Genomic DNA, 22,583 nt, shown 5'->3' on the forward strand with positions numbered 1-22,583 from the left:
TATCGACAAAATAATTTGTATCTCGCAGAGCGCGTCTGTAAACCTATATCCTTAATAACCTTTTACTTTATCTTGTAACTGACGTGCAAATGCGATCGCCTCTGTTGGCGTTGACACTTTCCCTTCAGCTTGTGCTACGGCAATTTCTGTTAAAAGATGCCCGATGATTGGCGAAGCTGGAATATCTAATGCTACAATTAACTCCTTTCCGCTCATTAGTGGAGTGGGATGAGCTACCAGATCGTCAGGGTTAAGGTAGCGGTCGATTAAAAGTGCCAAGACTTGGCAGCGACTTGCTTTGCTTTCCAAACTTGTAGCAACTGCTGTGTGTAATAGCTTGTAACTAGACATCACCTCTACCAAATTATCAAGTGCTACAGCTAGCACTGCCATAGTGGGAAACACAATATCTGCGTTACGGAACAAAAAGTATTGTTGTCGTAAGGACATATTGACTACTTGAAGTTGCGGTAACAATTTCAGAGCAGTGGTTACGCCCCGAATTTCGGCACGACTATAAGTTAGTTCCTGTAGCTCTATTTCTGCTAATTCGGGATTTGGGTTGACTAGACTTGCAAGTTTGGCAATACCTAACCACGTGGTTTTGACACTATCGCGGACATATTCTTGCAGTTGTGCGCCTAATTGTTGCCAATTTTCTGTGAGTAAGGTGGCTGCATTATCAACTGCGGCTAGTTTGTTCAAGTTTTCACGAGTAGCATTTTTGAAGAAAGGGGCAAGCAAACCATCTTCCCAAGCACTTGTAATCCAAGGAGTACCCTGAGAATTTGCCAGTAAATAGCCGATTTCTACCCGAAATCGTTCGGCTGCAACTTTGCTCAGATGTGATGCCAAAGAACGAATTGCGGTTCTGGTAGCTGGCTCAATAGTAAAACCTAGTTGGGCGGCTTGGCGATAACCTCGCATTAACCGCAAAGGGTCATCTTCTAAGTTTGGGGCTGATATCATTCGCAAAATGCCCTGTTGTAAGTCTACATAACCTTGCAGAGGATCGATAATTTCTTGGGTATGGGGATTATAAGCGATCGCATTTACTGTAAAATCGCGTCTGTGCAAATCAACCTCTACACTATCTCCTTCTTGTTGGGCAAAGTCAGCAGTGGCGTGGGGAAAAACCACACGGGCAATTTGTCGTTCTGCATCAAGTAAGACAAAACCAGCTTTGTAATGACGAGCGATCGCTCTTGCTACCTTTACCGCCTTAGATGGTATAACAAAATCTAGATCCAGATATTCACGAGTTCTGCCAAGGAGCGCATCTCGCACAGCACCACCTACCATGTAAGCGGGTTGTGGCAAGAATTCCAAACTAAAAGGCCAATTTTCGGGAGCTAGGGTAGAGGGAATTGATTCATGCATTGTAATAAAAATCAACCCAGCAACTCATGAATAACGGTTGGGCTTAAGCTAGATTAACAATAAAGGCCCCTGGAGTTGGTTCTATTATGTGTATTTGTGTGAACTGCCACTATGTAGACAGCTGTGTTACCTATCATGCCGTAGAAGGGCAGCACCAACAGCCTCACTTGACTGAAACACCAAATTTTGATCCGAATGAACCTTCTATCAATGTCAACATTCGGACTAAAGATGATGTGATTGAGATGGAATGGGATGTTGTTGGTTGTCTCAGTTTTAAACGGGAAACAGGTAAATGGTCGAAATTGCGTCCTGGTGAATTAGTACCAACTTGATAGAAAATGATTGGTATATCTTAAGGGTGACTACTACACTAAACACCAGTAGTCGTAGATATTTTTGTAAGTAACTATAAGGACAACTTTACCCGCATTTCTCACCTGGAGAAATGTGGGTAAAAATGTTTGTACTCTCCTTTACCTTCTTATACCCCAATACGGTTCAGTTAACAATAATTGTAGGTTGGATTAAACGAAGTAAAACCCAACAAATGCCCGAAAATGTTGGGTTTCGTTCCTCAACCCAACCTACACATTTTTATTTTTTGGGCTTAACTAAACCGTATTGTCTTATACCCAACCTAAAACTGGCGAGCATTAGCCATTCATGAGTTAATCTTGGCTTAATCTTTACTTAAAAATAGCTTAATTACTAGGTACAAATAATAGTAAAGTAAAAAAAATACAATATCTCTCAATAAATATTTCCCCTAGTAGGAATACTAATATGCTCAAGAGAAATCTCGTTGTGTTCTTGTTAGCGTCATTTTTTGCTGCCCCTGCCGCAAAAGCAGAGGTTAAGCTGATCGCAATTGGGAGCTTAAGTGGTAACATTAAAGACCTCTCCAGCCAAACATCTGCTCCCCTCGAAAACGGTGTTTGGGGAAATCTCCTTGGTGGTATTGGATCGGGACTAGCTTATGCTGGCTGTAACACTTTTATTGCTATCCCAGATCGAGGACCAAATGCCGTGTCATACAACAGCGCTGTCAGTGACACAGCATCCTATATCAACCGCTTCCAAACTATCAAAGTGAAACTTTCACCAAGCAATCTTGGTTCAGCGTTACCTTTCAAACTTACCCCTTACTTAGTTGATACGACTCTGCTATTTAGCAATGAGCCTCTTTACTACGGAAATGGTGCGGGATTAGGGTTAGGTAGTGGTGTCCCAGCCTTGAATACCAAGAATAAAAACTATTTCACTGGACGCTCAGACAACTTCAACCCCACCCAAATCTCGACATATCCCAACAATGCCCGTTTCGATCCTGAAGGGGTACGTGTATCCAATAATGGAAAGGATATATTTATTTCGGATGAATATGGCCCTTATGTATATCAATTTAACCGCAATACAGGTAAGCGGATTAGGGTTTTTAACCTACCTAGCAAGTTTGCAGTCAGCAAATCAAGTCCCGTTGGTGATACAGAGATTAGTGACAACACCTCTGGTAGGGTTGCGAACAAAGGCATGGAAGGACTTGCAATTACTCCCAACGGTAAGACCCTAATTGGTATTTTGCAAAGTCCACTACTCCAAGACGGTGGTACTAATGGTGCTTATACCAGAATCGTCAAAATTGACATAGAAACAGGTTTTATCAAAGAATATGCCTATGAGTTAGATAATATTGGCACCTCGGCTAAACCGAAATATCCCACCGTCAGCGAGATTTTAGCCATCAACGATCGCGAATTCCTAGTAGACGAACGAGATGGCAAGGGTTTGGGCGACGGCTCTCAGGCTGCTTTCAAGAAGATATACCATATCGATCTGACAAATGCTCAAGAAGTAAGCAATATCACTGGGGAAAGCAATCTGGCCGGTAAGGCAGTTAGCAAGACCCTGTTCCTTGATGTAGTAGCTACGCTTACTCAAAATGGGATCAAAGCAGAAGACATCCCTGCCAAGCTTGAAGGTTTGGCTTTCGGATCGGATGTGGTTATCAACCACGTGGTAAAGCATACGCTTTTCATCAGCAACGATAATGACTTTATTGGTACGATAAAGTCGGACACTTACCATCCAACAGGTATCGATAATCCCAACAAGTTATTCGTCTTCGCACTTGACACTACTGACATTCCTGGCTTCGTACCCCAGAATATCAAAGGGGATAATGAATATCCTACCCTAATAGATCGAGGGGTAAGATAAATATCCGGCGTTCTTGAAAATAGAACATAGCTTGATTAGGCTTTCCTCATTCCTATGCTCTGCATGGGAAATCAAGCTTTTTTCGACTTGTATACAGCACCATAGTAACTCTTGTAGGTAAGGGTGTTTGGGTTAAGTATTTTTCTTATAATGTATATAGCACAGTAAAAAGAATTGAGCCTATTCAATTAATAACCGCTATGTTGTTATATGCTTGAATAAATAAATCTCGTAAACTCTATAAAAAGAGATATTTTAAGTAACTTTGACAACAGAACTAGAACACCTTACAACAAATAAATACACATTAGCACTACACACCACCACTCCCGAACTGGGTTTGGCAATTAGTAATTTTGCTGATGAGACTCGCTCTCAAGTTTGGAATTTAGGGCGTGATTTATCTAGCCTAATACATCAATATTTAATTGACTTCATCAAACCGCAAACTTGGGCAGATTTGTCATTTATCGCAGTTGCAAAAGGCCCCGGCGGTTTTACAGGAACTCGGATTGGCGTTGTCACTGCTCGGACTTTAGGGCAACAATTAGATATCCCTATATTTGCGATTTCAACTTTGGCTGCGGTAGCTTGGTCAGAAGTAAGCAAAAGTCAAAATCCAAAAACTATTGCTGTAGAAATGCCAGCCCAACGAGGTCAAATTTTTGCTGCTATTTATCAGTTTGAACCAGAGACTTCTAAACTAAAAGTGTGTTTGCCAGATAGAGTATTCACACCCGAAGCATGGCAGGAAACTTTAACGAATTGGAACACTAATTATCAGTTGGTTCAAGCCCAATCTGGGCTAGCAGCGACGGTGACGAGCATTTTGGAACTAGCTAATCTCGATTGGCAAGAAGGTAAGTATCCTAATTGGTCAGAGGCTTTGCCATATTATGGGCAGCATCCAGTAGAAGTTTAACTGATTGATATGCGTCAAAATAAAAATTCAAACTAAAATTGGTTATCCCATACCCGTACATCCTGTAAAACTTTAACAATTTGTTGAAAAGTTTCTTCACCTAGATTTTTACAAGAAATTGCTGAATTATACCAAATTAAATTGACTGGACGTTCTATATCTGTAGTGAGAATATCCCAAAGGGCATCAAGATTATTTCCATAATATTCTCCAAAGTCAAGTAATTGAGCAATCTGACGATGAAAGTCATATTCAGTAAAAATTGATTCACCAGCAAGTTTAATTTCTATGATTATCCTCCTTAAATCTTATTTCCATCTTCCAATCGGATAAGCAGTTAAGCACAAAAAATAAAAATGTGTAGGTTGGGAAGCCACAGTGCATAAATCCAAAATCAAAACAGCCACAGCCAAACTGGAAGAGTAACCAACAATAATATAGTCCCAGCAGCTAAGGCAGTAACTGCCAGATCGCGATCGAGATTGAATGTCTCAGCAATTACCAGTGTGGCGAAAGCTGGAGGCATGGCCATTTGTAGCACGATTATTTTTGCTATGGGGTCAGTTAATCCAAACAGTGGTATAATACTACCCAATATTAAGGGAACTAGCAGCATTTTGATTCCCAAGCTCATCCCTACTTGTGGTAAGCTACGCCAAGATTTGAGTAGCGCTAGTCGCATTCCAATTAACACCAGAGATAAAGCTACACTACTCCAAGCAAGTTTCTCTAGCCAGAATTCCATTACTGTAGGTATTGTCACTTGTCGAAACAGCAAGCCAAATCCAAAACCCCACAGGGCAGGATTAATTAAGACAGACTTGGCAATCTGCCAATGGTTGCGGACACCGCCACCAAAACGCGCTGCTAGTAATACACCAAAGGCATAAGTTCCAGGGAATGAACCAAGTAAATCGTAAAATAACGCCCAAGCAAAGTATTCTTTGCCTACCATTGCTAAGGTAATGGGAAAGCCAAGATAACCTGTATTACCCAACATTGCTGCTAATATCAAGCTAGTCTGAGTTGGTGGTTGGAGGACAGTATTTTTAAAATAGGCTTGTCCTTTAATGGCTAACCAAGCTAAAGATGCTCCTAGTAAAATGGCGAGATAAGCAATAGCAGGTGCAATCCAAATCTGACCTGACAAGCTAGATTGGCGCAAAAACGATACTATGCTTATGGGTACTCCCACCCAAAAAAGAAACTGTCCTAAATGTGTAGGAACTGTCACAGGTAGTTTACGTCCCAGAATAAAACCTCCTAGGACTAATCCTCCCAGCTTGACGTATAGTTCTAAAAGGTTTGTCAAGATTGCGCCTAAGAACCACAGATGTAAAATGCTACCTGTTACGTCTACTTTTGTCCAGTGCAAAATCTGTTATAGCTATCCCACAAAAACAGGAGTTTACCTTTGAATAAGGCTGGGTTTTCTGGAAAACCGCGAAACTCATCGAATGACCTTGGTGATGATATTCCAGTGGCTGTACGCGATACCCCTGTTGCAGCACCGAAAATGTGGTTGCAACCCCAAATTTTGATGATTGGCGGAGTGGCGGGATTTATCCTGCTGGCTTTAATTAGCGGTTTTTTGTTTTTTCTCACCGCACCCAAAAAAACCGCCGATTCTCAACCTTTACCAGCTACTTCTGCTCCTCCAACTCCAGCACCATCTAATAATTCTAGCGATACTGTATTAGGGCATTTCCCCTACCCAGAAGCGCCTCAGTCAGAACTAGTAACCATCTCCGCAAATAGGGGCATTAGAATGCGAAAATCTGCTGCCCAAAAATTTGAGGAGATGGTAGCAGCAGCGCGGAGTGCGGGTGTAACTATAGTGCCAATTTCTGGCTTCCGCTCAGTTAAAGACCAAGAGCAGTTGTTTTTTGCTGTCGGTGCCCAACGAAATCAAACGCCAGCAGAACGAGCCGCCCTCAGCGCTCCTCCTGGTCATAGTGAACATCACACAGGTTATGCTGTGGATGTTGGAGACGGAAGAGTACCAGCAACTAATCTCCAAACTAACTTTGACAATACCAAGGCTTATCAGTGGCTGCAAGCAAATGCAGCGCGTTTCAGCTTTGAAATGTCATTTCCTAAAGATAATATTCAAGGTGTGAGTTATGAGCCTTGGCACTGGCGTTTTGTCGGCGATCGCGATAGCTTGGAAATGTTCTACAAAGCCAGAAATTTGAAACCCGCTAAGATATCGCCATAGGATTGGTCATTGGTCATTAGTCATTGGTCATTTGTATCAATAACTTACTTTGATTTTCGTGCGGCAATTCAAGAAAACCACCATGTTTTCGTATGGGTGGGATAAGTTACCAAAATCCAAAATTCGCAGAGTTAGGAGACAGGAGTAGTATGGGCGATTTGCACACTTCTGGGAATGCGTAGGCGCAGCCCGCCGTAGGCATCGCCTCTCACCTTATCTTCTCACCTCTAACCCTGTACTTATATCAGCATTATTTTCTAAAAAGTCGTTATGTTCAAGAATTTCATAGAGATTAATATCTTTCTCTAGTAGGCAAGCATGTCCGCAATTGGGCAGCACCACAATCTTCTTATTGGGTAAGATGTTTGCTATCCGCTTGACTTCAGTTACAGAAGGCAAAAGGCGATCGCTTCCACCGGCAATCAGTAAAACAGGTTGAGTTAAGCGACTCAATTGTTTCTCATCAATTTCAAACTCTCGCAGTAAAGACAACCGCCAAAGAACGGTTTCTACTGGTACAGAACGCATAGTTTTTAGCAGTTCATGGCGATCGCTCCGAGAAATGCGGGGCAAAGATGCGAGAAACGGCAACAACCCCAGTGCGCCAATATCATACAATCCTGATGGCACTAAGTAAGTTAGTTGAGATGCCCAACTCAACCAAGTCCGAAGATGAAAAGACGAAGCTGGATTAATTAAGATAATTCGCTTAAATAAATGCGGCGCTTGAATAGCTACTTTCATTGCCAAGCAACCACCAAAAGACTCACCACACAGGTAAACTGGTCTCTGAGAGCTTTTTTCTAATTCAGCGTCAATCAAGTCCAATACACTCTTAGTCAGCACATCCCAAGTGTTCAGGTCTTTACGGGGGAGCGCCAAAGAACGGACATCAAAGCCAGTTTCTAATCCAGCAGTTTGCGATCGCAACAGTTGCCCTGTTCCATCCATTCCTGGCAAATATACCAATAGTGGATACTCTGGTTGTACTCGTTCAGGAGTCAGGAAACAGGGGTTTAGCTCAACTTCAGAGATAATCATTGGTCATTGGTCATTTGTCATTGGTCATTAGTCAATGGTATAAAACTTTTGGGCTGCTGATTGTTCCGACAATCCCAAATCCCAAATTGAATGGCTCTAATAGCAACCCTGACGCAGTAAATTGCTAATTTCACCATGACAGTGTTCTGTCAGTTCAGCCACAACAGTTCTGGCTTGTTTACCGTGATATTTTTTTTGATCTTGGGGTGTAATCCAATAAGGGCGACCGATTAACACCGCAACCCGACGATAAATTACCAGAGGATGCCAGCCAGCTTGATTAAATAAAGGTTCTGAAGGGTCAAATACACTCAAAAGCCTTAAAGGAAAACCATTGGTGTTTACCTCTTCTAAGGATGCGATCGCGATCGGCAAAATTGCTAAATCTTGCACATCAGCTCGCAATGCTAAATGGGCAAATCCCCGTTGAAACTCACCCATCTGGTTTGGTTGAGTGAATTTCACCATTGGTGCAGTCCCTTCTGGAAAGACTCCTACCATCTGCTTAGACTGCAATAGCAACTGCGACTGCGAAAAAAAGCTTTGTTGGCGGTTTTGAGTTTTCTCTAAAGGAAAACACCCCAATTGCTCGGTGACAATCTCCCGCATTACTGGTACTTGTCCCATGTAGTGGTGGCAAGCAAAGCGAATCGGACTCGATAACGCTGCTATTAGAATCGGTGCATCCATGAAGCTGCGGTGATTGCTGACGACCAAAACGCTAGCATCCTGGGGAATACGATCCTCATAATAGCGAAACATTTGGGTTGAGAGTGCCGCCACCAAAGCGCGAGAAATCTCTAGGGGGCTATTTCGACTCATACCTGATCAATATATTTTTCCGGTAAATATGGGAGTTTGTCTTAACTTGATTTTTACATTTCTTTACTACTGCCATGACCGTCTTAAGATAGAAATATCTAATTCCCAAAACCAGCTAGATTTTCTGCATCCTAAATTATGTATTCTCGATCACAATAATATCTAATAGAAACTATTTAAAAAAATTATGATTAGTTAGTTTCCATCTTTTAGTCAGAGATTCGCTTAATTGATTCATCTTACAAAACAATTCTTGACATGAGAAATTTGCTACTATTAGGGTGTTCTTGGAAAAAATGGAAATATTATTGTATAATCACGTGGTTTTGCCGATAAAAGCTAAGATGTAAAACATTTTAATAAGTTGATTTTTATTTTGTATGAATCTAGTGAAAAAAGAATTGACATTTGCACTGACAACACCGCTATATTATGTAAACGATGTCCCCCATATAGGCAGTGCTTATACGACAATTGCGGCCGATGTAATAGCGCGATTTTATCGGCTACTAGGGCATGAAGTATTACTAATTACAGGTACAGATGAACATGGGCAAAAAATTCAGCGATCGGCAGAAAGTTTAGGCAAAGCACCACAAGAGTTTTGCGATGAAATTGTCCCTAGCTTTGTGAGTTTGTGGCAGTTACTAGACATTCAATACGATCGCTTTAGTCGAACAACTGCGCCTCGTCATGAAGCGATCGTCAAAGAGTTTTTTGAGCGAGTCTGGAAATCTGGTGATATCTATCAAGGACAACAAAAAGGTTGGTATTGCGTATCCTGCGAAGAATTCAAAGAAGAACGGGATTTGCTAGAAGGACATCGTTGCGCGATTCATACTAACAAAGAAGTGGAGTGGCGAGACGAGCAAAACTACTTTTTTCGCTTATCCAAATATCAAACTAAGTTGACAGAATTTTATGAATCTAAACCCGATTTTATTCAACCAGAAAGTCGGCGAAATGAAGTCCTCAGTTTTGTCAATCAAGGACTGCAAGACTTTTCGATTTCGCGGGTAAATCTAGATTGGGGTTTTCCTGTACCAGTCGATCCTAGACACACCCTTTATGTTTGGTTTGACGCGCTACTGGGTTATGTCACAGCATTACTCGAACCCGATGCAGAACCAACTTTAGAAAATGCTTTAGAAACGTGGTGGCCAATCAACCTGCACCTAATTGGTAAAGATATTTTGCGCTTCCATGCAGTTTATTGGCCGGCAATGTTGTTGTCGGCTGGCTTACCTTTGCCAGAAAGAGTATTTGGGCATGGCTTTTTGACTAAAGATGGTCAAAAGATGGGCAAAAGTCTGGGTAACACCCTTGATCCTGTTGCGTTAGTTCAGCGCTATGGTAGTGATGCCGTTCGTTATTACTTCCTTAAGGAAATCGAATTTGGCAAGGATGGAGATTTTAATGAAGTTAGGTTCATTAATGTTCTGAATGCAGATTTGGCAAATGATTTAGGTAATTTGCTCAATCGCACCTTGAGCATGGTGAAAAAATACTGCGTTGACAATAATGTTCCATCAATCGGCAATGAAGGAATTCCTGACGAAAATCCTTTGAAAACAATTGGTTTACGTCTAGGGGAACAGGTGAAACAAGCATACAAGGAACTAGCATTCAGTCAAGCCTGCGGGGCTATCCTTTCCCTGGCACAAGCCAGCAATAAGTTTATTGATGAACAAGCTCCTTGGACATTATATAAACAGGGACAACAGGAGTCCGTGGAAAAAGTTCTCTACGCAGTTCTAGAATCAGTTAGACTAGCAGCTTATCTGCTATCCCCAATTATTCCGAACATCAGTAGTGATATTTATCAGCAACTGGGCTTTGAAATAGACTTTAACGAGCAAATACAAAGTTCAGTTACCGCTCCTTTTGCCACCCATGCGACGTGGGGGATACTATCTAGTAAACAACAGTTGGGTACATTCCAACCAGTTTTTAAGCGAATAGAACCCCCAAAAAACGATTAGTCCTTATCAAACTCTGATTTTGTTCAATTTCTTATTCTCTCAAAAAATTTATCGGGGCTTAATTTATATTAACCCCGGAACATTATCATAAGCCTCTGTGACTAGCATCTAAAAGTTCGTAATTTGTATCAAAAATAACAGGGATAAAAATCGAGGTATCACAATGATGTTGAATAATTTTGAAACCGATTCAATATTTACGCCAGAACAAGTTTTGGAGAATCGGGGCAGGGTGGCCATATTTATTGATGGCTCAAATCTATTCTACGCTGCATTGCAACTAGGGATTGAAATCGATTACACGAAGCTGCTGTGTCGATTAACAGGAGGTTCTAGACTCCTGCGGTCTTTTTTCTACACTGGTGTAGACCGGACAAACGAGAAGCAACAGGGATTTTTGCTGTGGATGCGTCGCAATGGCTATCGAGTCATTGCTAAGGATTTAGTCCAGCTACCAGACGGCTCTAAAAAAGCTAACCTGGATGTAGAAATAGCTGTAGACATGATGGCGCTAGTAGATTCTTATGATACCGCAGTTTTAGTTAGCGGCGATGGGGATTTAGCTTATGCGGTCAATTCAGTCAGCTATCGTGGCGTGCGGGTAGAAGTGGTAAGTTTGCGTTCGATGACCAGTGACAGCTTAATTAATGTAAGCGATCGCTACATCGATTTAGAAGCCATCAAAGAAGACATTCAAAAAACCCCTCGCCAAAGCTATCCATACCGACCGTTATCTGGTATCGGTTTTTTGGAAGACCCAAGAACTAGTGATGGACACCTCGAAATTCAAGAATAATGACGTATCAATTTCATAAAAGAGGGAGACAGGGGAAGAGAAAAATTCAAAATTACTTCCCCACTCCCTCCTTCCTTTTTTTACCTTTGATTTTTTTATTGATATTTGGTTTAGTAAGTTGTGGGGGGAAAGCCCCTCCAGCTTCTCAAGAAAATCCTGCGGCTTCATCAAACCAAGATAGTAATTTGACATTCTTTGATGTCACTCTAGAACAGGCAGATGAAGTAGGACGACCAATTTGGAAAGTCAGGGCTAAAACCGCAAAATACACCAAAGAAAAACAAATTGGTCAAGCCGAAAGCCCTTATGGTGAACTATATCAAGATGGTAAAGTAGTTTACCAAATCAAGGCAGATGTTGCAGATATTGAACAAGATGGGAAGCAGTTGTTTCTTAAAGGTAAGATATTTGCCACAGACCCTAAGAATGGTGTTGTATTGCAAGGTAATGAATTAGAATGGCGACCCAAAGAAGATTTGTTGATTGTTCGCAACCAGATTAACGGTACTCACAAACAACTACAAGCTGTAGCGCAAGAAGCGCGAGTTAAAACCCGCGAACAGCGGATGGAATTTTCTGGAAGAGTAGTAGCAAATTCTGCCGATCCCCAATTACAAGTAAGAACCGAGCATTTAATCTGGAATATTAAAGAACAAAAACTGATTGGCGATCGCCCCATCCAAATTGATCGTTACAAAAATAATAAAATTAGCGATCGCGGTAAGGGGAATTCTGCCGAAGTCAACTTAAAAACAAAAATTGCCAATATTCAACAGAATGCTCAATTAGATTTGTTAGACCCACCGGTGCAAATAGCTAGTAACTCTATGACCTGGAACATGAACGCAGAAACTGTTATTACAAATACCCCTGTGCGGATGTTTCATCGGGCCGAAAACCTTACCGTGACCGCCAATAAAGGTGAAATGAAAATACCGCAAAAAACGGTTTATTTAACAGGTAACGTCAATGCCATTGGTCAGCGTCGCCAGTCTTTGCGGTCTAATACATTAACTTGGTATTTAGACAATAAGTTAGTTGAGGCTCAAGGAAATGTGGTTTATCGGCAAGTTGACCCACCGTTAAATTTTACGGGTGAAACAGCCGTTGGGAATCTGCAAACAGAAAATATTGTTGTCAAAGGTGGCAGTTCTAGCGGTAGGGTAGTAACAGAAATTATTCCCCAAGAAAAAGTCAATCGCCAGTAGATTAACTACCCCAACCTATATCACTCCATCAGTTGGCAAGTATGGGCGTAAACTAATTAACGATTAACTATTCCCTCTAGGCTAGGATCTTAACTAATACGAGTCTTTTGATAACCCATGAATGGATCAAACCGATTAGGCAAGGAATCCTTGCCAACATCCCAGCAAGCAGAACATTCCCAGCATAATGACACAGACCACGACCATATAGATCATACTCATGGGACTGGAGAGGTGGCTCATCCTCACGTCCATAGCGAAGAGTCTTTACGGCGAATTGTCAATCGATTATCGCGGATAGAAGGACATGTTCGTGGTATTAAGACAATGGTGCAGCAAAATAGTCCTTGTCCTGATGTTTTACTACAAATTGCCGCAGTGCGAGGCGCATTGGATAAGGTAGCGCGAATTGTTTTGGATGAGCATTTAACTGAATGTATTGCTAGAGCTGCACAAGAGGGTAATATTGATGTTGAAATTAAACAGTTAAAAGCTGCTTTAGATCGATTTTTACCTTAGAAATGAGAAAAATAAAAAATTAACTGGTATGACAATACATTTTGTAGAGATGCAATATTTGGTGTATTGACTCAGGCAAGGGTTCTTTATGCAAAATTTAACACAAGTATTTCATAGTCATAAATGAGAGTCTAGGAGTTCCAAAGCAGTTGTCAGGGGGTATAATGTACCCTCTAAAGTTTATTAGGACGTGGATATTTTGGCATTTGGATTTTATACATATTTCCAAAAATGACTTTCAAAAAGTATAAATTAAACTATTCTTTAAATGTAAATACTAATAAACCTCTAATTATTTTTTTTCATGGCTTCATGGGAAATATTAATGAATTTGATGAGGCTATAAAATTTTTAGCAGAAGATTTTTCTTATCTTATCCTTGACTTACCAGGACATGGTAAAACCGAAGTTTTAAGAAGTGATGAATACTATAAAATGGAACATATTGCTCAAGCAATAGTCAATTTATTAGATGAATTAAAAATAAATAAATGCCACTTAATTGGTTATTCGATGGGCGGTAGGTTAGCTTTATACCTAACTCTAAATTTCCCAGAACGTTTTATTAAAGTTGTATTAGAATCAGCTTCTCCAGGTTTAGCAACGGGAGCAGAACGATTAGAACGAGTTAAGCATGATGCTCAAATAGCTAGAAAAATCAGCAGAAGTATTATTAAAACTGATTTTGCTGCTTTTGTCTCAAATTGGTATAATCAACCAATTTTTGGTTATATAAAAAATCATCCAGAATCCGATCGCATGATAGAAAGTCGCTTGCAGAATAACCCGCAGGAATTAGAGAAATCATTGCGCTTCATGGGGACTGGATGCCAACCTTCTTTATGGGAAAAGCTACAAGATAATAAAATTCATATACTCTTACTAGCTGGGGAATATGATGAAAAATTTATATTTATTAATACAGAAATGGCTAAAATATGTGAATTTGCACAGTTAAGAATAATTAGAAATGCTGGACATAATATTCATTTTGAAAATACCTTGGCATTTGTAGAAAATATCAAAAGCTTTTTGTCCGTAGCAAGTTAAAATTAGTATAACCTCACTGCTTATTTATTGGCTTGCTGGAAGGAGTTGGAGATGGTGTTAATTTCGGGGCTGTTCGTTGATTCGCTGCGGTTAATTCCTCTTTCAACATTTTCTGATAAACTTTAGGCAAAGAGCTACTAACAGAATTAGTTTCTAGACCATATCCTAGACTTGTCCAAGTCGGAGAGAGTCGCCGCAAAACATCATTTAACTTTCCCTGACGCAACAGTTGAGAAAGATCGGTTCCCCAAACTTTAGAATCACTTAACCAACGGTAAACCACTATATCTTGATACTCTGCTTCAAAACTATAAGCAGTCCAAAACATCATCTGCATTGGCTTTGGGTGATAACGCGGGGCTAAACGATACCAAGTAATGTTGATAATTTGATATCTCCCAGCAGCTGTAGAACAATTACCTGTGTTGGGGCCTGTGACAATTGTGACGCATATTTCAGGATGTCGGCTAAGGTCGTTAACTTGCTGTCCACCATACAATAGCGAATAGGGACGGTTCCCACTGGCTTCACTCGCCGAGATGGTTCGCATTAAAGCACGGATATAGGGGTCGCCCTGTTTCATCACCAAAGGCGGCTGTTTATCTGCAAAGATGGGATCGGAAGGCGATCGCAAGTCTCCAATATACCATTGCAATAAATACACAAAGCCAAGAAGCGCAGCTATTGGCCCAATAAGTTTTTCAACACCTTTGAATTCAAAGCCTTTCAGAGTCCGACTCCTTCAAATTCGCTTTCTTTGCTAACAAAAATCATCGACGAACTCATTCCAGTAAAGTTCACACCTGATTGTTAGTTATATGGTATCCGTTATTCCTGAGTGCTGTAAATCAGAACTATATCAACTCATGCCCTATAAGTATGGAGCAGAAGATGCAATTATAATACGGATAGATGAAGAAAAAGTTGAACTGTAAAAATAGATATATCAAATGTTCTTTAGGATTTGACGATTCCATAACGATTACATTACGTGGATTATATGTCTGAACTCACAGATGAACTCGATTATATTTGGGGTTGGTTACAATCAACGAGTCTCGAATTTGTTGATTGCTACAATCATGGCTTAACTCGTCAACAAGTTGATGAAATTGTCAAAGTCTTGCCATTCAAATTATCTTATGAAATTTATGAACTTTATCAATGGCGAAATGGAATAGCTGACCTTGGTTTTAACAATTATTATCCACTGGTTGAATTCTTATTTCCAGATCAATTATTTAGTAATTCGCCCACTTCATTCTGTACTTTACAAGACTCGATTTCAAATTATTATGATTTATGGCAACTTGAACAATCAATTATGATAAATAAGCCGTATGATAGTTATAAAGGATGGGATCAAAAATGGTTTCCTATTGCCTCATTCGAAAACAAAAGAATTCTATATGTAGTTGGCGATCTCGATCCATCTCCAATTTATATTGTCGATTATATTTTTCTTGATAATCCATTAAGAGTTTATAAAAGTCTCATAAGTATGATATCTGTAATTGCAGAATGTTGTGAGTTGGGTTTATATCAAATTATTCAAGATGAATACGGTGAAGAAGATATGATAATACGGATAGATGAAGACAAACTTGAACTTGAAAAAGAGATATATCGAAAATATAACTCATAGTTATAAGTACCCTGAAATAACTGAGATATTTATTCTTTTATTTATAACTTTGACGATTATATAAATATTTTTTCACTTTTGGCAAAAAACTCATCCAATAAAATCATCATCCTCAAAATCATATTAGTTGTTATTGACGATCGGGCTAAAACTTAAGGCGATCGCTTTTTGTTGATGAAGGAGAAAGAGCTACACCTACCTATGTTATAATTAGATAGTTAATTTTCCCAGCCATTAGTTATGACAACAGAAATATTAAAATCTGTTGAACCTACCCTTTACGAGGAAGATTATTATTTATGGGTAGAAACAACACTTAAACAATTAGAAAATAAAGATATTGAAAATATTGATTGGCAACATTTATCAGAAGAAATTGAAGCTTTGGGAAATGAACAAAGACGAAAAGTAGAAAGTTACTTAAAACAATTACTAATTCATCTTTTACTTTATCGTTATTGGGAAATGCAAAAAGAAGATTGTCAACGAGGCTGGCAAATAGAAATAACTAATTTCCGTGATGAGCTAGAATTTTCTTTTCGTTCCAAAACACTTTATAACTATTCTCTTAACTGCTTAGGTGCAGTTTATATTAAAGCCAGAAGACAAGCAATTCAAAAAACAGGTTTAACGCCTGACATTTTCCCAGAACAATGCCCTTTTACTCCCGAAGATATTTTCAATAGTGAGTACTTCCCAGAATAAAAGTGATTTTGTATCGCTTTTTGTGAAAATGAAGGTAATAAAAGAGCGATCGCTCGTCTATCATGAATCAGTGTAGAGGTAAAGCGCATTGCGCTTTACCCTTTTGGATGTAAGATGGAGCGATCGCTCCAGAAAGTGAAATCAAGGGCGTTCAATTTAAATAAAGCAAGCTACTCGACAAAGTGCGCTCGTTTTGAGGAATAAAAGCCTCTAGGATATCAGCACTGTTGAAATAGCTCCTTAAAGCTTTTTGAGGCTGCTTCAGGTTTAGCAACAATTTCGACAATTTTATTACGTGCATCTGCATCTAACAGTGCCTCAACAGCAACCTGGGCGACTTTCTGCCTGGGGATGCTACCGTCAAAGAGTGTATCGGCACTCTGCATCACGATCGCATTGAGGTTATCTTCATTCTTCAACCCACCAGGCCGCACAATCGTATAAGTAAGACCACTTTTCTGGATATACTCTTCAGCTTGCTTTTTCCACACCAAAATCAGCCAAAACAAGTTCAGTGGATGGAATAACTGCGAAGTACACAAAGAAGAAACAAAAATAAGATGCTCAATCCCCTTTGCTTTGGCAGCATCTACTAAATTTTTAGTGCCTTCAAAATCTACTTTATAGGGGCCAGTGGGGTCAAAACTAGGTTTTGCACCAGTTGCAACCAACAAAACTGTGCTGTCTCCCAACGCAGCATTTAAACTTTCTGGTTGTAACACATCGCCTACAACCAATTCGGCTTCAGGAGACAGAATACCCCTAGCTTTGTCTATATCACGCACCAAAGCCCGGACGGGAATATTCCGCGCTATCAACTCTTGCACAATCCGGCGACCTGTTTCACCCGTTGCCCCTGCTACAAATGCTTTCATAAGAAATGCTATCCTAGGAAACTATTGTGTGCTTGTTCAGTTCTTTATTTTAGTAATTCTATGGAGTTAATGGCAGATTAATGAGGTTTTGGTCAAAATGGGATATTGATGCAAAATGACCCAGGCACGTGGGGAACTATTAGTATAGACGAACGCCAAAATATACAGTAATGCATTTATGCTTTCAAGACAAGGCGAATATAAATCCTGGGAAATAACAGAAGCAGTTTTACCTGTAGCGTCCAGCCAAGAAGAGGCTAAGGATACATTAACAGACGTAAATGTAGCGACGCTCACAAAATTTTACGGTCGTTATCAAGATTTTATGGAAATGCCTGCCTCCGCAGAGAAGGTTGCTGAGTATCTTAATGCCCACGCTTCATGGTTTTCTCGTTGCGCTCAACCCATGAAAGTGCAATTACTTGGGGAAAATGGCTATGCTTTAGTAATTGGTCGTTTTGGTGCTTTTGGTTATGAAGTAGAACCGAAAATTGGTTTGGAATTATTGCCCCCAGATGAGGGTATTTACCGAATCCGTACAATCCCCATTCCTGATTACCAAGCGCCTGGTTATGACGTAGACTATCGGGCATCTCTACAGCTAATAGAAAACAATGCTTGCATTAGCGGCGAGGTTACCAGAGTTGAATGGGAATTAGATTTAGTAGTTGATTTGCACTTTCCCCGGTTTATTCAGCGATTACCCAAATCTATAATTCAATCTACAGGCGATCGCTTACTTAACCAAATCGTCCGTCAAGTCTCCCGCCGCTTAACTCGCAAAGTTCAGGAAGATTTTCATAAATCTTTAGAAATCCCCTTTCCTGTTATTTCTAAGCAAAAGCGGTGATTCAAGAGTCAAAAGTCAAAAAAACTCTGGACTTTTGACTCTTGGCTAATACTTATGCTTGAGTCAGAAGTCTTTGAACAATTTGCACACCAGTTACAGCCTGCCAAGCAAAAAGCCCCAAAAGGGTGAAATTTATCAAAATGTGAGTTGCACGCGCCCAATTTGCCCCTTTTTGCATATAAGGCGACAAAGCAGCAGAAAATGCAATTAGACACGTCATACCCAGCCCTGCTAGCAGGTGAGATCCGACAAATAACTTTTGATTATTGATGTAGGTGACAGCCATAGCAGCGATCGCACCTGTCACCATCAAAGCTAGGAGTATAGACCCCATTTGGTAGTGTCTGACGTTATATCTACCTTTAATCAGTTGTTTCTTTTCTTCTCCCTGAGCATTTCTGGTATGCTGTACTTGCAGCCCCAAGTAGCCAGCATAAATTGAAAGCGCTAATAGCGCCCACATCAGCACCGGATGAATAAAGTTCAGCCAATATTTAATTGATGGGGTAAGTTCCAGACTCATCGTGTTCTCGCCTAATTATTAAATCTTCATAAAAATTAGCATAACTCTAGTTTCTGTGCTTAAAGTTGCACAAAGTAAAAGAGATTAAGGGATGAGGAGAGAAGACAAGAGTGAAGCCTCCTTTAGCTTAAATTTGCATCCAGTCAATAGATAGAATGCTTGCCAAGACTACATTTATAAATTTTTAATTTTTAATTTTTAATTTTTAATTGCATAACCCTCTTGCCAAAGTGGATAAACAATCTCAGACTGAGTTTTGAGGGTAGACGAACAAAACCCCTGTGTGGGATATCATTCATGACTGAAAACAACGATACTTTGCTGCTAAAAGCCGCTAAAAGTGGCGATATCAAGGGGCTGTGTGCGCTACTGGCTGATGGTGCGAGGGTAGACGCGTGCGATCGCCAAGGTACGACGGCGTTAATGTTTGCTGCCAATTTAGGCTACACCGAAATTGTGCGATCGCTGCTGGATGCCGGGGCAAATATCAACTTGAAGAGAAAGCTCTATGGTTTGACGGCTTTGATGTTGGCGGCTAGTGGCAAACAACTTGACATTGTGCAGCTTTTACTATATAAAGATGCTGATGTGAATGCCACTAATGAAGATGGCAGCACAGCTTTAATGGCAGCAGTCCTCAAAGGTCATATTAATGTAGTACGAGTCTTATTGGCTGCTGGTGCAAAGGTGAATATCGCAGATAAAGATGATGATACGGCGTTGAAACTTGCCATTAAGCAGGAAAACATCCAAGTTTTACAAGCAATTCTCCAAACTGGTGTTGATGTCAATATCCCAGATCGAGAAGGTGAGACACTCTTAACATTAGCGGTAGACTTGGGGCATTTGGAGGTTGTGGAAGCACTGCTAGCAGCAGGGGCTGATGTGAATATGAAAAACGCTGACGGTGGAACTGCATTATCGGCAGCAGCAGCAAGTGGACATAGTGCGATCGCAACAGCTTTACTCAAGCGAGATGCTGAAATTAATCTCCAAGACCAAGATGGTGAAACTGCCCTACATCTCGCCGTTGTGGAAGGCTACATTGATATCGTGCAAGTATTACTTAATAGGGGTGCAGATGCCCAAATTAATAACCACCTGGGTGATACACCACTGCTGGTAGCAGCATTGCAGGGACATAGCAAAATTGTCGAGGCACTCCTGCGTTCTGGGGGAGATATTAATGGTAAAAATCTTGGCGAAGTACCTTTGACGTTAGCTGCATCACAAGGACATACCCAAACAGTCAAAGTGTTGCTAGATTATGGCGCTGATGTCAACACTGCGGGGGATGATGGCAAAACCGCTTTGATTAAAGCAATCGAACGCAAGCACATAGAGATCGTACATTTGCTGCTGGCAAAGGGGGCAGATGTGAATTTTCAAGATTCAGCGAAGGCAACATCATTGATGTGGTCTGCCTCATCAGGTTATAGCGAAATTGTACAGTTATTACTTCAAGCTGGGGCAGATGTGAATTTGAAAAATCGGGGTGGTTATACTGCTTTGATGATTGCAGAATTTAATGGTTATAAAGATATAGTACAGAGTCTGCAAAAAGCTGGGGCACAAGAATAGCCATTTTAATTCTGAATTTTTCAACTAAAATCTTTTCAGAAATATCTTGACAAATCATAAAATGAAAGTTGTTAAATCAAATACAAAGGAAGTTTAAAACAACTAAGTTTAGACCTGAGAAACAAAGAAAGCAAAACTCCGTCGTAGCTGTTGTGAACTTACTACGCCGGAGAAAAGAAAAATTAAAACGTCAAAAGGGAGCAGGCTAAATGCTTGCGTGACAAGGATATAAAGAAAGCAAAAATGAAGAAGTAAATTTACCTTTTACTTTTTACCCTGTACATTTTACCTTTTACCTGCTCTCCCCCTTGACGTTTCCTACTGTGCTAGATGTGCAAAATATATAGTTTTTGCTTGAACGGAAATGTATTATAAGGATCATTTTTTATGTATTATCCGAAAGGCTAAATACAAATGAATCCTGAAAAAAGGTTAATGTGCGACTATTTGGGCGATCGCTACGGAAATTCCCAGGAAAAATAAATTAAAAATTAAATTTAGTGCGGTGAATCTCCAGTTACCGAACCACTCTTAGGTTTGAATTTAAGCACAATCTATAAAATTTGGAGAACAACTAGTGTCATATCATCAGTGTTTTGCCTATCATCACCAATGAATTGCTGAACTTGGTCAAATAAGTAATCTACAATCTCCTCTGGTCCATTGCAGTACTTGCAAGCCGTATTGAAGCCAGCGACAAAGTTATCTTCATCGAAGCGATCGCCACCAGCTGCCGCCGCATCGGTCAAACCATCTGTATAGTAAATAATTGTATCCCCAGGCTCTAACTGTACCTGAGCATCTTCATATTGGCTGTTAGCATCCAAACCGATTAACATTCCTAGAGTATCTAAACGGCTAACAGTTTTTGTGGCTGCGTGCCACCACAAGGGAGGATTGTGTGCCGCATTGCTATAAGACAAAATTCGACTATAGGGATTATATTCTGAGTAAAATAGCGTTACAAAGCGGTGGGAATTTTCCAAATCCGCATACATAACTCTATTTAAGTTTTGCAGAATTTTTGCTGGGGAATTCCCATGTAGCACTTCTCCCCGTAGCATTCCCCGCATCATCGTCATAATCAGCCCAGCAGGGACACCTTTGCCCATGACATCTCCAATCACCAAACCCCAGCGACTAGTTTCTATATCGCCTTTAGTCTTGAGCCGAATCTTATTCTGATTGGTAGCAATAAAGTCGTAATAGTCTCCGCCGACGCGATTTGCAGGTTTACAACGTGCCGCTAGCACTGCACCAGGGATTGTGGGGCATTGACGTGGTAAAAGTCGCCGTTGAATTTCTGCGCCAATTTCTAGTTCTTGGTCTAGGCGTTCTTTTTTTCTTAGTTCTACAGCTAGTTCATCGTTTTCGATCGCTACTGCTGTTTGGTCTGCAACTAATCTAACTAACTTTTGCCTAGTTTCTGTCCAACTATATTCTGGATCGCGGCTCAATACATAGAGCCATCCTCGTTCTGTATGCTTCACCAGAATCGCCGTACCAAAGATTTGTACATCTGGCCCCAAATAGCGATGCATTTGGTCATCTAAAATTCCTGTCGCATTGGCTAGAGGAGCAGTATTCGGCAAAAGCGTGATTTGACTGCTGGCTATTTCTAGCGCTTTGCGGATATTTTTGCGCTGGCCACTATCTTGCCAATGTAACTGTTCTAACCTGACTTGACCATTAGGTTTGTAGAGAAACAGGGCGCTGCCGTCTGCATCTGTCACTCTTGTTGCCATTAGTGGGATCAGTTCCAAAAACTGATTCAAATTATTGAAACTTCTCAGGGCAAATCCTAAAGAACTGAGCAAATCTTGAATTTTGTTCTGTTCCCGGTGCAACCTTGCCACGAGTTCTTTGAGTGCTACGACTGGTGTGACATCTGTCGCAGCACTATTGTTGTCAGTGGGTTGAGAGGGCAGTTGAGACACAGGCACAGGTATTATTGCACTTTATATTGGCAGATTTTAGATTACTTATAAACCTTTTGGCTTTGGCATTGCTAAACCATATTTAGACAAGACTTGCCACTTTAGCAAGAGTATAAAGACGTAACAGGCAACTTTTATCGGTATTTTATCTGCTTATTGTATTTTTGAGGGAATATTAGTCATTTAAAATCATGTCTTTTTAGTTAAAACTCAACCCGTAAAAATTACTAGTTACAGTAATAGTTCAGAAAAACTTTCATTTTTTCATAACTTAATTCCCAAAGCATATCTCTAAAGTTATAAGAATAC

Annotated in this window: 22 protein-coding genes; 13 read left to right on the forward strand and 9 right to left on the reverse strand. The window is 40.3% G+C overall.

The genetic code is table 11. The annotated features are described in order from the left end of the window. Positions 1 to 51: 51 nt before the first annotated feature. Positions 52 to 1,380, reverse strand: a complete 1,329-nt coding sequence (locus V7K42_RS16010; protein ID WP_334917702.1) for a CCA tRNA nucleotidyltransferase — start codon at positions 1,378 to 1,380, stop codon at positions 52 to 54. Positions 1,381 to 1,466: 86 nt separating this feature from the next. On the opposite strand from V7K42_RS16010, the gene V7K42_RS16015 reads away from it, so the two are divergent. The 3 genes from V7K42_RS16015 (at position 1,467) to tsaB (ending at position 4,522) form a co-directional block, all read left to right on the forward strand. Continuing rightward, a complete protein-coding gene (locus V7K42_RS16015; RefSeq protein WP_118167283.1) occupies positions 1,467 to 1,715 on the forward strand; it encodes a Ycf34 family protein in 249 nt (82 codons plus the stop codon). 451 nt (positions 1,716 to 2,166) lie between these two features. Beyond that, complete coding sequence (locus tag V7K42_RS16020; RefSeq protein ID WP_334917705.1) at positions 2,167 to 3,600, forward strand: esterase-like activity of phytase family protein; 1,434 nt, start codon at positions 2,167 to 2,169, stop codon at positions 3,598 to 3,600. 265 nt (positions 3,601 to 3,865) lie between these two features. Next, a complete protein-coding gene (gene tsaB, locus V7K42_RS16025; protein ID WP_334917707.1) occupies positions 3,866 to 4,522 on the forward strand; it encodes a tRNA (adenosine(37)-N6)-threonylcarbamoyltransferase complex dimerization subunit type 1 TsaB in 657 nt (218 codons plus the stop codon). A 32-nt stretch (positions 4,523 to 4,554) separates the two neighbouring features. On the opposite strand, the gene V7K42_RS16030 is transcribed toward tsaB, so the two are convergent. After that, complete coding sequence (locus V7K42_RS16030; protein ID WP_334917865.1) at positions 4,555 to 4,818, reverse strand: barstar family protein; 264 nt, start codon at positions 4,816 to 4,818, stop codon at positions 4,555 to 4,557. Positions 4,819 to 4,916: 98 nt separating this feature from the next. Then, the gene (locus V7K42_RS16035) at positions 4,917 to 5,834 is read right to left on the reverse strand and encodes an AEC family transporter (protein ID WP_334917867.1); all 918 of its coding nucleotides are present in this window, start codon (positions 5,832 to 5,834) and stop codon (positions 4,917 to 4,919) included. A 102-nt stretch (positions 5,835 to 5,936) separates the two neighbouring features. On the opposite strand from V7K42_RS16035, the gene V7K42_RS16040 reads away from it, so the two are divergent. Beyond that, positions 5,937 to 6,740: a M15 family metallopeptidase gene (locus V7K42_RS16040; protein ID WP_334917709.1), complete on the forward strand. Its 804-nt coding sequence runs from the start codon at positions 5,937 to 5,939 to the stop codon at positions 6,738 to 6,740. 213 nt (positions 6,741 to 6,953) lie between these two features. On the opposite strand, the gene V7K42_RS16045 is transcribed toward V7K42_RS16040, so the two are convergent. Both V7K42_RS16045 and V7K42_RS16050 read right to left on the reverse strand, forming a co-directional pair. Continuing rightward, positions 6,954 to 7,781, reverse strand: coding sequence for an alpha/beta fold hydrolase (locus V7K42_RS16045; protein WP_334917711.1), 828 nt, complete (start codon positions 7,779 to 7,781; stop codon positions 6,954 to 6,956). Positions 7,782 to 7,877: 96 nt separating this feature from the next. After that, positions 7,878 to 8,603, reverse strand: coding sequence for a lysophospholipid acyltransferase family protein (locus V7K42_RS16050; RefSeq protein WP_334917713.1), 726 nt, complete (start codon positions 8,601 to 8,603; stop codon positions 7,878 to 7,880). Positions 8,604 to 8,983: 380 nt separating this feature from the next. On the opposite strand from V7K42_RS16050, the gene metG reads away from it, so the two are divergent. The 5 genes from metG (at position 8,984) to menH (ending at position 14,158) form a co-directional block, all read left to right on the forward strand. Then, a complete protein-coding gene (metG, locus tag V7K42_RS16055) occupies positions 8,984 to 10,585 on the forward strand; it encodes a methionine--tRNA ligase (RefSeq protein ID WP_334917715.1) in 1,602 nt (533 codons plus the stop codon). 166 nt (positions 10,586 to 10,751) lie between these two features. Further along, a complete protein-coding gene (locus V7K42_RS16060; RefSeq protein ID WP_041565095.1) occupies positions 10,752 to 11,381 on the forward strand; it encodes a LabA-like NYN domain-containing protein in 630 nt (209 codons plus the stop codon). After that, on the forward strand, positions 11,381 to 12,589 hold the full coding sequence (gene lptC, locus V7K42_RS16065) for an LPS export ABC transporter periplasmic protein LptC (RefSeq protein ID WP_334917717.1): 1,209 nt from the start codon (positions 11,381 to 11,383) through the stop codon (positions 12,587 to 12,589). Before V7K42_RS16060 ends, lptC begins: the two co-directional genes overlap by 1 nt. 117 nt (positions 12,590 to 12,706) lie before the next feature. Continuing rightward, positions 12,707 to 13,108 carry a metal-sensitive transcriptional regulator gene (locus tag V7K42_RS16070; RefSeq protein ID WP_334917719.1) on the forward strand — a complete coding sequence of 134 codons (402 nt, stop codon included), beginning with the start codon at positions 12,707 to 12,709 and terminating at the stop codon, positions 13,106 to 13,108. 231 nt (positions 13,109 to 13,339) lie between these two features. Further along, positions 13,340 to 14,158 carry a 2-succinyl-6-hydroxy-2,4-cyclohexadiene-1-carboxylate synthase gene (gene menH, locus V7K42_RS16075; protein ID WP_334917721.1) on the forward strand — a complete coding sequence of 273 codons (819 nt, stop codon included), beginning with the start codon at positions 13,340 to 13,342 and terminating at the stop codon, positions 14,156 to 14,158. A gap of 13 nt (positions 14,159 to 14,171) precedes the next feature. Here the strand turns inward: menH and V7K42_RS16080 are convergent, their stop codons facing one another. Continuing rightward, positions 14,172 to 14,822, reverse strand: a complete 651-nt coding sequence (locus V7K42_RS16080) for a glycoside hydrolase family 24 protein (RefSeq protein ID WP_334840864.1) — start codon at positions 14,820 to 14,822, stop codon at positions 14,172 to 14,174. A gap of 336 nt (positions 14,823 to 15,158) precedes the next feature. On the opposite strand from V7K42_RS16080, the gene V7K42_RS16085 reads away from it, so the two are divergent. Continuing rightward, positions 15,159 to 15,803 carry a hypothetical protein gene (locus V7K42_RS16085; RefSeq protein ID WP_334917723.1) on the forward strand — a complete coding sequence of 215 codons (645 nt, stop codon included), beginning with the start codon at positions 15,159 to 15,161 and terminating at the stop codon, positions 15,801 to 15,803. A 240-nt stretch (positions 15,804 to 16,043) separates the two neighbouring features. After that, positions 16,044 to 16,508 (forward strand): DUF29 domain-containing protein, encoded by a 465-nt coding sequence (locus V7K42_RS16090; protein ID WP_334917725.1) that lies wholly within the window; start codon positions 16,044 to 16,046, stop codon positions 16,506 to 16,508. Between the two features lie 218 nt (positions 16,509 to 16,726). On the opposite strand, the gene V7K42_RS16095 is transcribed toward V7K42_RS16090, so the two are convergent. After that, a complete protein-coding gene (locus V7K42_RS16095) occupies positions 16,727 to 17,383 on the reverse strand; it encodes an NAD(P)H-binding protein (RefSeq protein WP_334917727.1) in 657 nt (218 codons plus the stop codon). Between the two features lie 178 nt (positions 17,384 to 17,561). Between V7K42_RS16095 and V7K42_RS16100 the strand changes: the two genes are divergently transcribed. Then, positions 17,562 to 18,233, forward strand: coding sequence for a DUF1997 domain-containing protein (locus V7K42_RS16100; RefSeq protein ID WP_334917729.1), 672 nt, complete (start codon positions 17,562 to 17,564; stop codon positions 18,231 to 18,233). 52 nt (positions 18,234 to 18,285) lie between these two features. Here V7K42_RS16100 and V7K42_RS16105 read toward each other — a convergent pair whose 3' ends face one another. Then, complete coding sequence (locus V7K42_RS16105; protein WP_334917731.1) at positions 18,286 to 18,756, reverse strand: DUF4079 domain-containing protein; 471 nt, start codon at positions 18,754 to 18,756, stop codon at positions 18,286 to 18,288. A 297-nt stretch (positions 18,757 to 19,053) separates the two neighbouring features. On the opposite strand from V7K42_RS16105, the gene V7K42_RS16110 reads away from it, so the two are divergent. Beyond that, on the forward strand, positions 19,054 to 20,337 hold the full coding sequence (locus tag V7K42_RS16110; protein WP_334917733.1) for an ankyrin repeat domain-containing protein: 1,284 nt from the start codon (positions 19,054 to 19,056) through the stop codon (positions 20,335 to 20,337). Positions 20,338 to 20,891: 554 nt separating this feature from the next. On the opposite strand, the gene V7K42_RS16115 is transcribed toward V7K42_RS16110, so the two are convergent. Next, entirely contained in the window at positions 20,892 to 22,280 is a 1,389-nt protein-coding gene (locus tag V7K42_RS16115) for a PP2C family protein-serine/threonine phosphatase (RefSeq protein ID WP_334917735.1), read from the reverse strand. Positions 22,281 to 22,583: the final 303 nt, after the last annotated feature.

The sequence above is a fragment of the Nostoc sp. genome (assembly GCF_036917455.1).
Classification (GTDB): Bacteria; Cyanobacteriota; Cyanobacteriia; order Cyanobacteriales; family Nostocaceae; genus Nostoc.